Source organism: Streptomyces sp. NPDC093510, from assembly GCF_040683555.1.
In the GTDB taxonomy this organism is placed as follows: domain Bacteria; phylum Actinomycetota; class Actinomycetes; order Streptomycetales; family Streptomycetaceae; genus Streptomyces.
On record NZ_JBFBEE010000011.1, the window covers coordinates 1 to 13,427 of the forward strand.

The 13,427-nt window shown below is 71.2% G+C and carries 12 protein-coding genes; 3 read left to right on the forward strand and 9 right to left on the reverse strand.

All coding sequences use genetic code 11. The features are described 5' to 3' along the window. Positions 1–765: 765 nt before the first annotated feature. The gene (gene trpS, locus AB0N81_RS18660; RefSeq protein ID WP_365359530.1) at positions 766–1,776 is read left to right on the forward strand and encodes a tryptophan--tRNA ligase; all 1,011 of its coding nucleotides are present in this window, start codon (positions 766–768) and stop codon (positions 1,774–1,776) included. Between the two features lie 105 nt (positions 1,777–1,881). Here the strand turns inward: trpS and proC are convergent, their stop codons facing one another. The 4 genes from proC to AB0N81_RS18680 form a co-directional block, all read right to left on the reverse strand. Beyond that, the gene (gene proC / locus AB0N81_RS18665; RefSeq protein WP_365359532.1) at positions 1,882–2,706 is read right to left on the reverse strand and encodes a pyrroline-5-carboxylate reductase; all 825 of its coding nucleotides are present in this window, start codon (positions 2,704–2,706) and stop codon (positions 1,882–1,884) included. Between the two features lie 94 nt (positions 2,707–2,800). After that, positions 2,801–3,538 (reverse strand): ABC transporter permease, encoded by a 738-nt coding sequence (locus AB0N81_RS18670; protein WP_365359534.1) that lies wholly within the window; start codon positions 3,536–3,538, stop codon positions 2,801–2,803. Further along, positions 3,535–4,395 carry an ABC transporter ATP-binding protein gene (locus AB0N81_RS18675; protein WP_365360053.1) on the reverse strand — a complete coding sequence of 287 codons (861 nt, stop codon included), beginning with the start codon at positions 4,393–4,395 and terminating at the stop codon, positions 3,535–3,537. The genes AB0N81_RS18670 and AB0N81_RS18675 overlap by 4 nt, the downstream gene beginning before the upstream one ends. Positions 4,396–4,478: 83 nt before the next feature. Next, a complete protein-coding gene (locus tag AB0N81_RS18680; protein ID WP_365360055.1) occupies positions 4,479–4,955 on the reverse strand; it encodes an EamA/RhaT family transporter in 477 nt (158 codons plus the stop codon). 235 nt (positions 4,956–5,190) lie between these two features. Between AB0N81_RS18680 and AB0N81_RS18685 the strand changes: the two genes are divergently transcribed. Continuing rightward, positions 5,191–7,515, forward strand: coding sequence for a serine/threonine-protein kinase (locus tag AB0N81_RS18685; RefSeq protein ID WP_365359536.1), 2,325 nt, complete (start codon positions 5,191–5,193; stop codon positions 7,513–7,515). Between the two features lie 67 nt (positions 7,516–7,582). On the opposite strand, the gene AB0N81_RS18690 is transcribed toward AB0N81_RS18685, so the two are convergent. From AB0N81_RS18690 to AB0N81_RS18710, 5 genes are all read right to left on the reverse strand, one after another. Next, positions 7,583–7,912, reverse strand: a complete 330-nt coding sequence (locus AB0N81_RS18690) for an SH3 domain-containing protein (protein WP_365359538.1) — start codon at positions 7,910–7,912, stop codon at positions 7,583–7,585. A gap of 103 nt (positions 7,913–8,015) precedes the next feature. Then, complete coding sequence (gene ilvD / locus AB0N81_RS18695) at positions 8,016–9,869, reverse strand: dihydroxy-acid dehydratase (protein WP_365359540.1); 1,854 nt, start codon at positions 9,867–9,869, stop codon at positions 8,016–8,018. Between the two features lie 124 nt (positions 9,870–9,993). Next, positions 9,994–10,626: a TetR family transcriptional regulator gene (locus AB0N81_RS18700; RefSeq protein WP_365359542.1), complete on the reverse strand. Its 633-nt coding sequence runs from the start codon at positions 10,624–10,626 to the stop codon at positions 9,994–9,996. Continuing rightward, positions 10,623–11,447: a sugar phosphate isomerase/epimerase gene (locus AB0N81_RS18705; RefSeq protein WP_365359544.1), complete on the reverse strand. Its 825-nt coding sequence runs from the start codon at positions 11,445–11,447 to the stop codon at positions 10,623–10,625. Before AB0N81_RS18705 ends, AB0N81_RS18700 begins: the two co-directional genes overlap by 4 nt. A gap of 78 nt (positions 11,448–11,525) precedes the next feature. After that, complete coding sequence (locus tag AB0N81_RS18710) at positions 11,526–12,458, reverse strand: Ppx/GppA phosphatase family protein (protein ID WP_365359546.1); 933 nt, start codon at positions 12,456–12,458, stop codon at positions 11,526–11,528. Positions 12,459–12,529: 71 nt separating this feature from the next. Between AB0N81_RS18710 and AB0N81_RS18715 the strand changes: the two genes are divergently transcribed. After that, entirely contained in the window at positions 12,530–13,408 is an 879-nt protein-coding gene (locus AB0N81_RS18715) for a hypothetical protein (RefSeq protein WP_365359548.1), read from the forward strand. Positions 13,409–13,427 lie beyond the last annotated feature (19 nt).

A 13,427-nucleotide genomic window follows, 5' to 3' on the forward strand; every position in this document is an offset into this window, starting at 1 on the left:
CTCACCGAAGTGAGTCGGGGTATCAACATATCTGGCGTTGACTTTTGGCACGCTGTTGAGTTCTCAAGGAACGGACGCTTCCTTTGTACTCACCCTTGCGGGCTTTCCTCCGGGCGCTTCCCTTCGGTGTTTCTTTTTGTTCTTCGTTCTTGCGTTTCCGACTCTATCAGACTCTTTCGTGTCCGACTTCCTCGGTGCCTTTCCGGTTCCCGCTCCGGCCTTTCGGCTTTCGCGTTTCCCTTTCCGGCGAGTCCGACTCTATCAGATCCTTTCGGGCCTGACCCCCAGTCAGCGGGGTTTGTCTTCGCGGCTGTTGGGCCGTTCCGACGAGTGAGACTTTAGCGGAATCTCGGCTCCCGACCTAATCGGGGGCGTTCTCTCGAACGCCGATTCCTCATTTCGCAAATACGCATGAAAGCGGGCCGAAGGCGAGTCCCAGAAGGGCGCACGACGTCGATCGCTTGAATGGTTCTTGCGGAATGGCTGCCCGGGGACCGACCATGTGGTCGACGCTCACGTCGGGCAACTCGGAGAACACTACGTAGCCGCTCCGGGAGTGTCAACTCCAGACGACGGGCCCCTCCGAGGGCTAGTCTGGCAGGCGTGACTACACGTGCGTACGCCCAACTGTGGTGGGCCGCCTGACGGCGGCCGTACATACGCATGTACTCGACGGCCGCCGCTTCGGCGGCCGTTCTTGTTTCTCCCCCAGGAGGACCCGGAGCCCGGTCGCCGGGCCGGCGGTCCTGACCAGGAGGCGGAGAGATGACGAGGATCTTCAGCGGGGTCAAGCCGACGGGACACCTGACCCTGGGCAACTACCTGGGGGCCATCCGGCAGTGGGCCGAGGTCGATCAGTACCGGGCGGACTCCCTTTTCAGCATCGTCGACCTGCACGCCCTGACCGTGGAGCACGATCCCGGGCGGGTGCGCAGGCTCAGTCGGCAGGCGGCGACGCTGTTGCTCGCGTCGGGGATCGATCCCGAACGGGCCACCGTCTTCGTCCAGAGCCACGTGGACGAGCACGCCCGTCTCTCGTATCTGCTGGAGTGCGTGGCGTCGGACGGCGAGATGCGGCGGATGATCCAGTACAAGGAGAAGTCCGTGCTGGAGCAGGCGCGGGGCGGGAGCGTGCGGTTGTCGCTCCTCACCTATCCCGTGCTGATGGCGGCGGACATCCTGGCGTACGAGGCCGACGAGGTGCCGGTCGGTGAGGACCAGACGCAGCACGTCGAGCTGACGCGGGACCTGGCAGTGCGGTTCAACCAGCGGTACGGCCAGACGTTCGTGGTGCCGCGGGCCACGCCGCCCAAGGTGGCGGCGCGGGTCATGGATCTGCAGGACCCGACGTCGAAGATGGGCAAGTCCCACGACACGGGGGCCGGGATCGTCTATCTGCTCGACGAGCCGGACGTGGTGCGCAAGAAGATCATGCGGGCCGTCACGGACAGCGGCAGTGAGGTCGCGTTCGACCGGTCGTCCAAGCCGGGGGTGTCGAACCTGCTGGAGATCCTCGCTGCCTGCCGAGGCGGGAACCCGGAAGCCCTGAGCGGTGCGTACGAGTCGTACGGCGCACTGAAGAAGGACACCGCCGAGGCCGTGGTGGAGCTGCTCAAGCCCGTACAGGAGCGGCACAAGGAGCTGGTGGCGGACCCCGCGTACCTGGAGGAGGTGTTGCGGCGGGGAGCCGAGCGGGCGCGGGGAATGGCCAAGCCGACGGTCGACGGCGCCTATCGGGCGATGGGGTTGCTGCCGCCTGTGAGCGACGCGCGGTAGGTGCGGGGGCCGGGGGCGAGGCGTGACGCGGAGGGCCTGCGCATCGTGCCTCGCTGCCGGAGCCTGTGCCGCGGGCCGCCTCCGGCCCGTCGGCCGGCCGGGGGGTCAGCTGTTGTTGCCGGTGGCCAGTTCGCGGCTGCGGTCGCGGGCGGCTTCCAGGGCCGCGATGAGGGCCGCGCGCACGCCGTGGTTCTCGAGCTCCCGGATGGCGTTGATCGTCGTGCCGGCGGGGGACGTCACGTTCTCGCGGAGTTTGACGGGATGTTCGCCGCTGTCGCGGAGCATGACGGAGGCGCCGATCGCCGCTTGGACGATGAGGTCGTGCGCCTTGTCGCGGGGGAGGCCGAGGAGGATGCCCGCGTCGGTCATGGCCTCGACGAGGAAGTAGAAGTACGCGGGGCCCGAGCCGGACAGGGCCGTGCAGGCGTCCTGCTGGGTCTCGGGGACGCGGAGCGTCTTGCCGACGGCGCCGAAGATGGCCTCCGCGTGCGCCAGGGCGGCGGCGGAGGCGTGGCTGCCGGCGGAGATGACGGACATGCCTTCGTCGACGAGGACGGGGGTGTTCGGCATGACGCGCACGACCGGGGTGGACTCGGCCAGGCGCTCTTCGATGAAGGCGGTGGTGATTCCGGCGGCGGCGCTGATGACGAGGCGGTCGGGGGTGACGTGCGGGGCGAGTTCGTCGAGCAGCTTGGCCATGTCCTGGGGCTTGCAGGCGAGGATCAGGGTGTCGGCCTGCTTGGCGGCGTCGGCGTTGCTGACAGGGGTGACGCCGTAGCGGGTGCGGAGCTCGTCCGCGCGTTCCTGGCGGCGGGTGGTGACCAGCAGGTCGGTCGGCGCCCAGCCTCCGCGGATCATGCCGCTGAGCAGGGCTTCACCGATCTTTCCGGTGCCGAGGACTGCGACTTTCTGGCTCGTGTTGCTGCTCATGAACGGTGGCCTCCGGGGTTGCGTCGTCCGATGGCCATCCTCGCATCGGGGCGCCGGCAGCAGCGGTGGTGTCCGGTGGGCGGAACGGCGGGGGTCAGGCCGTGCGGCGGCGCAGGGTGGCCGCGCCGAGGCCGAGGACCAGCAGTGCGCAGCCGGCGACGATGACGACGTCGCGTACGAAGTCGCCGGTGATGTCGGGGTGGCGGAGGACTTCGTTCATGCCGTCGACGGCGTACGACATGGGGAGGGCGTTGGAGATCCATTCCAGGGCGGGCTGCATGTCGGCGCGTGGGGCGAACAGGCCGCAGAGGAGGAGCTGGGGGAAGATCACGGCCGGCATGAACTGGACGGCCTGGAACTCAGAGGCGGCGAAGGCCGAGACGAAGAGGCCGAGCGCGGTGCCGAGGAGGGCGTCGAGCAGGGCGATCAGGAGCAGCAGCCAGGCGGAGCCTGTGACGTCCAGGCCGAGTACCCAGAGGGCGAGTCCGGTGGCGAGGGCCGACTGGACGACGGCCAGGGCGCCGAAGGCGAGGGCGTAGCCGGCGATGAGGTCGCCTTTGCCGAGGGGCATGGCGAGGAGGCGTTCGAGGGTTCCGGAGGTGCGTTCGCGCAGGGTGGCGATCGACGTCACCAGGAACATCGTGATGAGGGGGAAGATCCCGAGGAGTGAGGCGCCGATGGAGTCGAAGGTCTGGGGACTGCCGTCGAACACGTAGCGCAGGATGAGCAGCATCACGCAGGGGACCAGGAGCATCAGCGCGATGGAGCGCACGTCGTGGCGGAGCTGGCGCAGGACGCGGGCGGCGGAGGCGAGGGTGCGGTAGGTGCTCATCGGGGGCTCCCGGGCGGGACGGGGCGGCCGGCGTCGGCCGTGTCCGCGAGATCGGCCGTGTCCACGAGGTCGGCCGCGTCCACCAGGCGCAGGAAGGCCGCTTCGACCGTGTCGGTGTGGGTGCGCTCGCGCAGGGCGGCGGGGGTGTCGTCGGCGAGGAGTTCGCCTTCGCGCATGAGGAGGAGGCGGTGGCAGCGTTCCGCCTCGTCCATGACGTGGGAGGAGACGAGGAGGGTGGCGCCGCGGTCGGCGGCGATGGTGTGGAAGAGGGTCCACAGGTCGCGGCGGAGTACGGGGTCGAGGCCGACGGTCGGCTCGTCGAGCACGAGGAGTTCGGGGGTGCCGAGGAGGGCGACGGCGAGGGAGACGCGGCTGCGCTGGCCGCCGGAGAGGTTGCCGGCGAGGGAGTCGGCGTGTGCGGTGAGGGCCACGTCGTCGAGGACGCGGGCGACGTCGTCGTGGCGGCGTGCGGCCGCGGCGCCCCGGCCCGGGTCGAGGACGGCCGCGAAGTAGTCGAGGTTCTGGCGGACGGTGAGGTCGTCGTAGACGGACGGGTGCTGGGTCACGTAACCGACGCGGGAGCGGAGGACGGGGGCGCCGGCCGGGTGGCCGAGGACCGTCAGGGCGCCGGTGACCTTCGCCTGGGTGCCGACGATCGCCCGCATGAGGGTGGACTTGCCGCAGCCGGAGGGGCCGAGGAGGCCGGTGATCCGGCCTCGGGCGACGGTGAAGTCGAGGCCGCGAAGGACGGTGCGGGGGCCTCGGACGGCGGTGAGGTTCTGGGCCCGGACGGCTGGGGTCGCGGCTGAAGGGGGCGTCGAATTCGTGCGGCGGGCCGCCGGGGGCTCTTTATTCATCATGTGATGAATAATCCTCGCGACAATGCGCCTCGTCAAGGTGGCGCGGGGGTGTCGCAGGGCGCGCGGCGCGCGCGGGGCCTTCAGCGCTTGCGCTTCTTGCGGGAAGGGTTGCCTGTGCGGCGGGACGTGCGCTTCTCGTACTGTTCGCGCGCCGTCTCGTACTCCTCGCGGTGCAGCTTCTCGCCCGGGGCCTCGGAGAAGGAGCGGAAGAAATGGGCGAGGAGGGTGCCGACGAAGCCGATGGTCATCAGGCCGCGCGTCGAGGACTGCGACGCCGCGTCGTGGCGGCGGGAGAACCCTTCCCACGTGCGGCGGAAGGCGAGCGCGCTGCAGATCGCGAACATCAGGACGACCAGGAGGTTCACGAACTGTCCGACGTCCGCGATCGTCAGGCCCTCGTAGGCGAAGCGCAGTACGAAGCAGCCGGCGACCGCCGCGGCCAGCGAGCCGACGGCGACGCCGACGCGGCGGGCGCCGTAGCCGCCGTCGTGGGCGACCCAGGTCGTGCCGAAGAAGCGGATGGGCTCGGGCCGCGGGCCGGGTTCGGTACCAGGGATACCAGGGGTGCCGGAGGGGCCGGAGGGGCGGCCGGGAGTGCCGGAAGCTCCGGAGGTGCCTGCCGTGCCGGTGGGGCCTTGGGTGCCGGGTTCTTCGCTCACCGCTTGATTATCGCCTGACGCGTCCGCCGCCCCGGCGCGCCCTATTCGTCCCCCGCCTTGCCAGGACGCACCTCTCGGCGGTTACTTTGGGCGGCGTAAGACGTGACGGGGGAACACGGGGAGGTCGGTGAGCATGTCGCTCCGTGGAGGAGACCCGGAGGAGATCGGCGGGTACCCGCTCGAGGCGCGCCTCGGTTCGGGCGGCATGGGCACGGTCTTCCTGGCGCGTACGGCCTCGGGCCGTCCCGTCGCGATCAAGCTGATCCATCAGCAGTTCGCGGGTGACGAGGAGTTCCGCATCCGCTTCCGGCAGGAGGTGGCGGCGGCCCGACGGGTCAGCGGCGCCTTCACCGCGGCGGTGATCGACGCGGACCCCGAGGCCGAGCACCCGTGGATGGCCACCACCTTCATCGAGGGCCACACGCTCGCACAGCACATCGCCAAGAAGGGCCCCATCGGCGGCGTCGAGCTGCGCAGGCTGGCCATCGGTCTGACGGAGGCGCTGCGCGACATCCACCGCGCGGGCGTCGTGCACCGGGACCTCAAGCCGTCCAACGTGGTGCTCTCCCCCGAGGGCCCCCGGGTCATCGACTTCGGCATCTCGCGCGCCGCCGACCAGCAGACGCTGACGATGACGGGGCGGGTGATCGGCACGCCGCCGTTCATGTCGCCGGAGCAGTTGCAGACGCCGCGTGGGGTCGGGCCGCGTTCCGATGTCTTCTCACTGGCCACGCTGCTCGTCTACGCGGCGACGGGTCAGGGTCCCTTCGACGCGGACAGCCCGTACATGACGGCGTACCAAGTGGTGCACGAGGCGCCGTCGTTGGGCGCGGTGCCGGTCGAGCTGCGGCGGGTGGTCGAACCCTGCCTGGCGAAGGACCCCGAGGACCGGCCCTCGGCGGACGAACTTCTCGTACGGCTGCGGGACCTGCCCGCCGATCTGGGCAGCCCGGCGGGGCCCGCGGACGGCCCGCGCAGCATGCGGGAGACGGACACGCAGCACCACCTGCCGACGGACGACGACACGCCGGCACCGGGAGCCGCGTCACCGGACCACGTGCCCTCGGACCACGCGCCCTCGGACCACATGCCCCCGGGCCACGCGTCCCCGCCCGCGGGTGCCTCACCGTCCGCGCCCGGCGATTCCGGGCACGGGACGGGGGCCGTCGTCGGTGGCCGGCTGCGCCGCCGTTGGCGTCCGGTGCTCGCGGCCGCCGTGGCCGTGGCCGCGATCGGCGGCGGCGTCGCCGTGATGGGGGCGGACAGATCGGACGGGCCGGGCGGCAAGGGGGACGACATCGCGGCGGCCGGGGCGCGGCTGCCCGGCGGCTTCGAGCCGTGGCGCAAGGCCGTGCCGGGCGGCCGGGCGGACATTCCGGACGAGCTGCGCTGCGTGGCGCGCGGTGACGCGCTGTTCTGCGGGGGCGGCGGCGTCGTCGCGGCCCGCCTCAGGCTCTCCGACGGCTCCCGTGTGTGGACGGAGAACAGCCCCGGCGTCCCGGTGCAGGGCATGCACCTGGTGGGCGCCACCGACGACACGGTGCTCGGCTACCGCTTCGCGGCCGAGGACGATCCGGGCAGCCCGCAGACCGAGGTGGTCGCCATCGACGCGGACAAGGGCGAGGAGCTCTGGTCGGTGCCGTCCGGCGCGCAGTCGACGGCCGTGACGGGACGTACCGAGGACGCCGTGGTGATCGGCTCGACCGTCGTCACGGTCGACGCGTCGAACACGCGCTTCGAGGCCCGGCGGGCGCACAGCGGGAAGGTGGCCTGGAAGGAACCGTTCCCCTCGGGCACGCGGTGTGCGCCGGTTCCTGCGGGCACGCGGTTGTACGCGATGTGCGCGCCGCAGGCGGAGCTGTCGGCCGGCGAGGTGCGCCACCCCGTCCTGCGCGTCGTCGACCTCGCGTCCGGGAATCTCGGCAGGGCCGTCGCCGTCAAGGGCCCGGCCGTGCCGGTCGGTGCCGCGGGCGGCGACCTCGTCCTCCTGCACCCGCGTCAGGAGGGGCCCGAGATGGTGGGCTACGACGGGGTGTCGCGGGTGGGCCGGGCCGCGCACGAGGTGACGTACTCACGGCTCCCGAATACGTACGACGGGACGCCCGGCATGGCGGACGGCACTGTCTTCGTGAGCGGGCGGACCGGTCTCGTCACGGCGCTCGATCCGGCGACCGGCAGGAAGAAGTGGTCCCGGCAGACGAGCGTGGAGGGCGTGTCGGGGCCGGTGGCCGGGGACGGCGACGGGGCGCTGTACTTCAGCTCGGCCAGCGGCCGGGTCGTCGCGCTCTCGTCGCGCAAGGGCGAGCACCTGTGGTCGACGGACCCGCGGGCCGACGGTCTGGCGGGCGAGGTGAACGCCAGCCCGCGCGTGACCGTCAAGGGAAGCGTGGTGGTCGTGGCGGCTGCCAAGAACACGGTGTTCGCCTTCGACGCGACGAAGCCGCCGAAGTCCGGCTGAACGCTGACGTCCGGCCGGGCTCCGGCGGCCACAAGGCCGCGTACGACCCGTACGAGTCGTACGACCCTCAGCAGCGCGGTGCCACGTACCCGTCGCTGCCCGTGCGGACGTACGTGTCCGAGACGTACCGGCCGCTGCCGATCCGGTCCCAGAGCTTCGACGTGCCGGTCGGGCCCGTGACCGTCTCGCCGGACTTCTGGCAGGCGATGCTGACGCGGGCGCCCGCGCGCAGGCGGCCGACCTTGGCGTACGAAGTGCCGGGGCCCGAGCGGACGTTGACGTCCGCGACGATCGCGTAGGTCCTCGCGGCCGTTGCCTCGGCCTCGACGGCCTCGACGACCCCAACGGCCTCGCCCGGCTCGGTGGTCACTTCCGGCACCATCACGTTCTCGCTCACAGTGCTCTCCCCCGTAAACGGCGGCGCGGGCCGCCCCTGGCGTGTTCTCCACACCAAGGACGCGCCCGCGCCCCAAAAGGTTTCCGGTGCCCGGCCGTACGGGTCAGCCGAGCTTCGACACGTCCCGGACCGCGCCCTTGTCGGCGCTCGTCGCCATCGCCGCGTAGGCGCGCAGGGCGGCGGACACCTTGCGCTCGCGGTTCTTCGGCGCGTACACGCCGCCCAGGGCCTCGCGACGGGCGGCCAGCTCCTCCTCGGGGACGAGGAGCTCGATCGAGCGGCCGGGGATGTCGATGCGGATGCGGTCGCCGTCCTCGACGAGCGCGATCGTGCCGCCGGCCGCCGCCTCCGGGGAGGCGTGGCCGATCGAAAGGCCCGACGTGCCGCCGGAGAAGCGGCCGTCGGTGACCAGGGCACAGGTCTTGCCGAGGCCGCGGCCCTTCAGGAAGGAGGTGGGGTAGAGCATCTCCTGCATGCCGGGGCCGCCCTTGGGGCCTTCGTAGCGGATGACGACCACGTCGCCGTCCTTCACGGCCTTGTTCAGGATCTTCTCGACGGCCTCCTCCTGCGAGTCGCAGACGACCGCGGGGCCCTCGAAGGTCCAGATCGACTCGTCGACACCGGCGGTCTTCACGACGCAGCCGTCGACGGCGATGTTGCCCTTGAGGACGCCGAGGCCGCCGTCCTTCGAGTAGGCGTGGGCGACGTCGCGGATGCAGCCGTTCGCCGCGTCCGTGTCGAGGGTGTCCCAGCGCTCGGACTGCGAGAACGCCTCGGCGGAGCGGCGGCAGCCGGGGGCCGCGTGCCACAGCTCGACGGCCTCGTCCGATGCGGAGCCGGAGCGGATGTCCCAGGTGTCCAGCCACTCCTTGATGGAGGGCGAGTGGACGGTGTGCACGTCCTCGTTGAGCAGGCCGCCGCGGTACAGCTCGCCGAGGAGCGCGGGGATGCCGCCGGCGCGGTGCACGTCCTCCATGTAGTACGTCGTCGTCGGCGCGGCGTTCGGGGCGACCTTGGCCAGGCAGGGGACGCGGCGCGAGACGGCGTCGATGTCGGCGAGGTCGTAGCCGACCTCGGCCTCCAGGGCGGCGGCGAGCAGGTGCAGGATCGTGTTCGTCGAGCCGCCCATGGCGATGTCGAGGGCCATGGCGTTCTCGAAGGCGGCGTGCGTGGCGATGCTGCGCGGCAGGACGGAGGCGTCGTCGCCGTCGTAGTACCGCTTGGTGATGTCGACGACCGTCTGTCCGGCCCGCTCGTACAGCTCCTTGCGGGCGGTGTGCGTGGCGAGGACCGAGCCGTTGCCGGGCAGGGAGAGGCCGATGGCCTCGGTCAGGCAGTTCATCGAGTTGGCGGTGAACATGCCGGAACAGGAGCCACAGGTCGGGCAGGCGTTCTCCTCGATGCGGAGGATGTCCTCGTCCGAGATGTTCTCGTTCACGGCGTCGCTGATGGCGTTGACGAGGTCCAGCTTGCGGACCGTGCCGTCGACGAGGGTGGCCTTGCCGGCCTCCATCGGGCCGCCGGAGACGAAGACCGTCGGGATGTTGAGGCGCAGGGCCGCCATCAGCATGCCGGGGGTGATCTTGTCGCAGTTGGAGATGCAGATCAGGGCGTCGGCGCAGTGGGCCTCCACCATGTACTCCACGGAGTCCGCGATCAGGTCGCGGGAGGGCAGGGAGTACAGCATTCCGCCGTGGCCCATCGCGATGCCGTCGTCGACGGCGATGGTGTTGAACTCACGCGGGATGCCGCCCGCCTCGCGGATCGCGTCGGAGACGATGCGGCCGACCGGCTGCAGGTGGGTGTGGCCGGGCACGAACTCCGTGAAGGAGTTGGCGACCGCGATGATCGGCTTCCGCCCGATGTCGGCCCCGGGTACACCGGAGGCGCGCATAAGGGCGCGGGCGCCCGCCATGTTGCGGCCGTGGGTGACTGTGCGGGACCTGAGCTCGGGCATGGTCGCTCGCTCCTTCAGGGAATGTCAGGGATTTCCGGCGATATACGGAGGGACAAGACTGCCTTCGAGCGTACGCCGCGGCTCCAGGATCCGGACAGGGTGTCCGGATGGCGGGACGGCCGTCTCACGGACCCGTGAGATGTCCCTGCACCACCGGGGCCACCCGTGCCACGAGCTGCTCCACGTCCGCCGAGGCCAGCGGCTCGACCTGGATCACGTACCGCAGCATGGCGATGCCCACCAGCTGGGCGGCCGCGAGCTCGGCCCGCAGCTCCGCGTCGGGCAGTTCGAGACGGCGTGCGATGCGCCCGAGGAGCTGGGTGGCGACGAGGCGGCGGAAGATCGAGGCGGCCGTTTCGTTGTTCACGGCGGAGCGCACGATGGCGAGCAGCGGGGCGCGCGTCGCGGGGTTCTCCCAGACGCCGATGACGAAGCGGGTCAGGCGCTCGCCGACCCCTTCGAGCGGGCCGTCCTCGATCGCGGCGGGCGCTTCCAGCGCGGGCGCGAAGGCGACGGTGATGGCGGCCTCGAAGACCTGTTCCTTCGTACCGAAGTAGTGGTGCACGAGCGCCGGGTCCACCCCGGCGGCCTTGGCGATGCCGCGCACGGACGCCTTCTCGTACCCCCGTGCGGAGAATTCCTCGCGGGCCGCCCGCAGGATCTCCTCGCGGGTCGCGGGCCCGTTCTCCGACTGGGTGCGCGAGGGGCGTCCCCGGCGGCGCGGGGCGGAGGTCTCCGACGGCGCGCCGGGGGTCACGAGCGGGGCACCTTCACGGCGGAGGCCAGGTGCAGCCGGGTGAAGGCGAGGGCCTCGGCGAGGTCCGCCTCGCGTTCGGCGCTGGACATCGCGCGCCGGGTGTTGACCTCGATGACGACGTGCCCGCCGAAGCCGCTGACGGCCAGGCGCTCCAGGAGCTCGGCGCAGGGCTGCGTGCCGCGCCCCGGCACGAGGTGCTCGTCCTTGGCCGAGCCGTTGCCGTCGGCGAGGTGGACGTGGCCGAGCCGGTCGCCCATGCGGTCGATCATCTCCATCGCGTCCGTGCGGGCGGTCGCGGTGTGCGAGAGGTCGACGGTGAAGTGGCGGTAGTCGTCCTTGGTGACGTCCCAGTCGGGGGCGTACGCGAGCATCTCGCGGTCGCGGTAGCGCCAGGGGTACATGTTCTCGACGGCGAACCGCACATCCGTCTCGTCGGCCATCCGCCAGATTCCGTCGACGAAGTCGCGGGCGTACTGCCGCTGCCAGCGGAAGGGCGGGTGCACCACGACGGTGGAGGCGTCCAGCTTCTCGGCGGCGGCCTTCGCGCGCTGCAGCTTGACCCAGGGGTCCGTGGACCAGACGCGCTGCGTGATGAGCAGGCAGGGCGCGTGGATGGCCAGGATCGGCATCCGGTGGTAGTCGCTCAGCCTGCGCAGGGCCTCGATGTCCTGGCTGACGGGGTCGGTCCAGACCATGACCTCGACGCCGTCGTAACCCAGGCGCGCGGCGATCTCGAAGGCCGTCGCCGTCGACTCCGGATAGACCGAGGCCGTCGACAGGGCGACCTTCGCATCCGGGATGCGCACCACTGGTTCTGCCACGAAGGACAGGGTACGGGCCCGGTCGGGGCGCGGGGGAGGTGGCCTCGTACCGCCCAGGTCAGAGTGCATACCGCCCGCTCACGACGGCGGAAGGTGGTCGAGCCTGCGCAGGATCACACCCTCGCGCAGCGCCCACGGGCAGATCTCCAGCGCCTCGACCCCGAAGAGGTCCATCGCGCCTTCCGCGACGAGCGCTCCCGCGAGCAGCTGTCCGGCCCGCCCCTCGGAGACGCCGGGCAGCTCCGCGCGCTCCCGCGTGGTCATCGCGGCGAGCTGCGGCACCCAGTCCTCCAGGGACTTGCGCTTCAGCTCGCGCTGTACGTAGAGGCCCTCCGCCGAGCGGGCGGCCCCCGTCAGCCTGGCGAGCTGCTTGAACGTCTTCGACGTCGCCACGATGTGGTCGGGGGCGCCGAAGCGGGTGAACTCGCCCACCGTGCGGGCGATCTGCGCGCGCACGTGGCGCCGCAGCGCCTTCACGTCGGAGGGGTCCGGCGGGTCCGCCGGGAACCAGGCGGCGGTGAGGCGGCCGGCGCCGAGCGGCAGGCTGGTCGCGACGTCCGGCTCCTCATCCATGCCGTACGCGATCTCCAGGGAGCCGCCGCCGATGTCGAGGACGAGGAGCTTGCCCGCGGACCAGCCGAACCAGCGCCGGGCGGCCAGGAACGTCAGTCTGGCCTCCTCCTCGCCGGACAGGACCTGCAGATCCACGCCGGTCTCGTCCTTGACCCTCTTGAGCACCGCGTCGGCATTGCTCGCCTCGCGCACCGCGGAGGTGGCGAACGGCAGCACTTCCTCCACACCCTTGTCCTCCGCGGCCTCCATCGCCTCGCGGACGACGGCGACCAGCCGGTCGACGCCGTCGGGGCCGATGGCCCCGGCCGGGTCGAGGAGTTGGGCGAGGCGCAGGTCGGCCTTGTGCGAGTGTGCGGGCAGCGGGCGCGCACCGGGATGGGCGTCGACCACGAGCAGATGCACCGTGTTCGACCCCACGTCGAGGACACCGAGTCTCATATAAGGAACGCTACGCCGCACGGGGTGATCGTCTGGCCCCGGGCGGTCGGCCGCCCGCATACCCTGGAGATGTGCCGAAGACGAAAAAGACGAAGGCCGACAAAACGAAGTCGGCGAAGGCCGAGAAGGTGGGCAGGCCGGAGAAGAACGAGAAGGTGGGAAAGTCCGGGAAGCCGGCGAAGCCCAAGAAGGCGGAGCCGGACGAGAAGGGTCTTGACTTCGCCCGCGCCTGGGTGGAGTTCCCTGATCCCGCGGACGACGAGCAGCTCTTCCGCTGTGATCTGACATGGCTGACCTCTCGCTGGAACTGCATCTTCGGGAGCGGTTGTCAGGGCATTCAGGCGGGCCGTGCCGACGACGGCTGCTGCACGCTGGGTGCCCACTTCTCCGACGATGACGACGAGAAGCGCGTCGCCGGATACGTGGACCGGCTCACGCCCGACATCTGGCAGCACCACGACGTGGGCCGGGAGACCGGCTGGATCGCCACGGACGAGGACGGCGACCGCCAGACCCGTCCGTACAACGGCTCGTGCATCTTCCAGAACCGCCCCGGGTTCGCGGGCGGCGCCGGCTGCTCGCTGCACATCCTGGCGCTGCGGGAGGGCCGCGAGCCGCTGGAGACGAAGCCGGACGTCTGCTGGCAGCTGCCGGTGCGCCGGACGTACGAGTGGATCGACCGGCCCGACGACACGCGCGTCCTTCAGGTGTCGATCGGCGAGTACGACCGGCGGGGCTGGGGTCCCGGCGGCCACGACCTGCACTGGTGGTGCACGTCGGCGACATCGGCGCACGGCGCGGGCGACCCGGTGTACGTCTCCTACCGCCCGGAGCTCATCGAGCTGATGGGCAAGGAGGGGTACGACCGGCTCGTGGAACTGTGCGAGCAGCGGCTGGCCTCGCAACTGCCGATGCTCGCACCGCATCCGGCGGACCCCGCGTCCCGATAGGGCCTGTGCCCTATGAGGT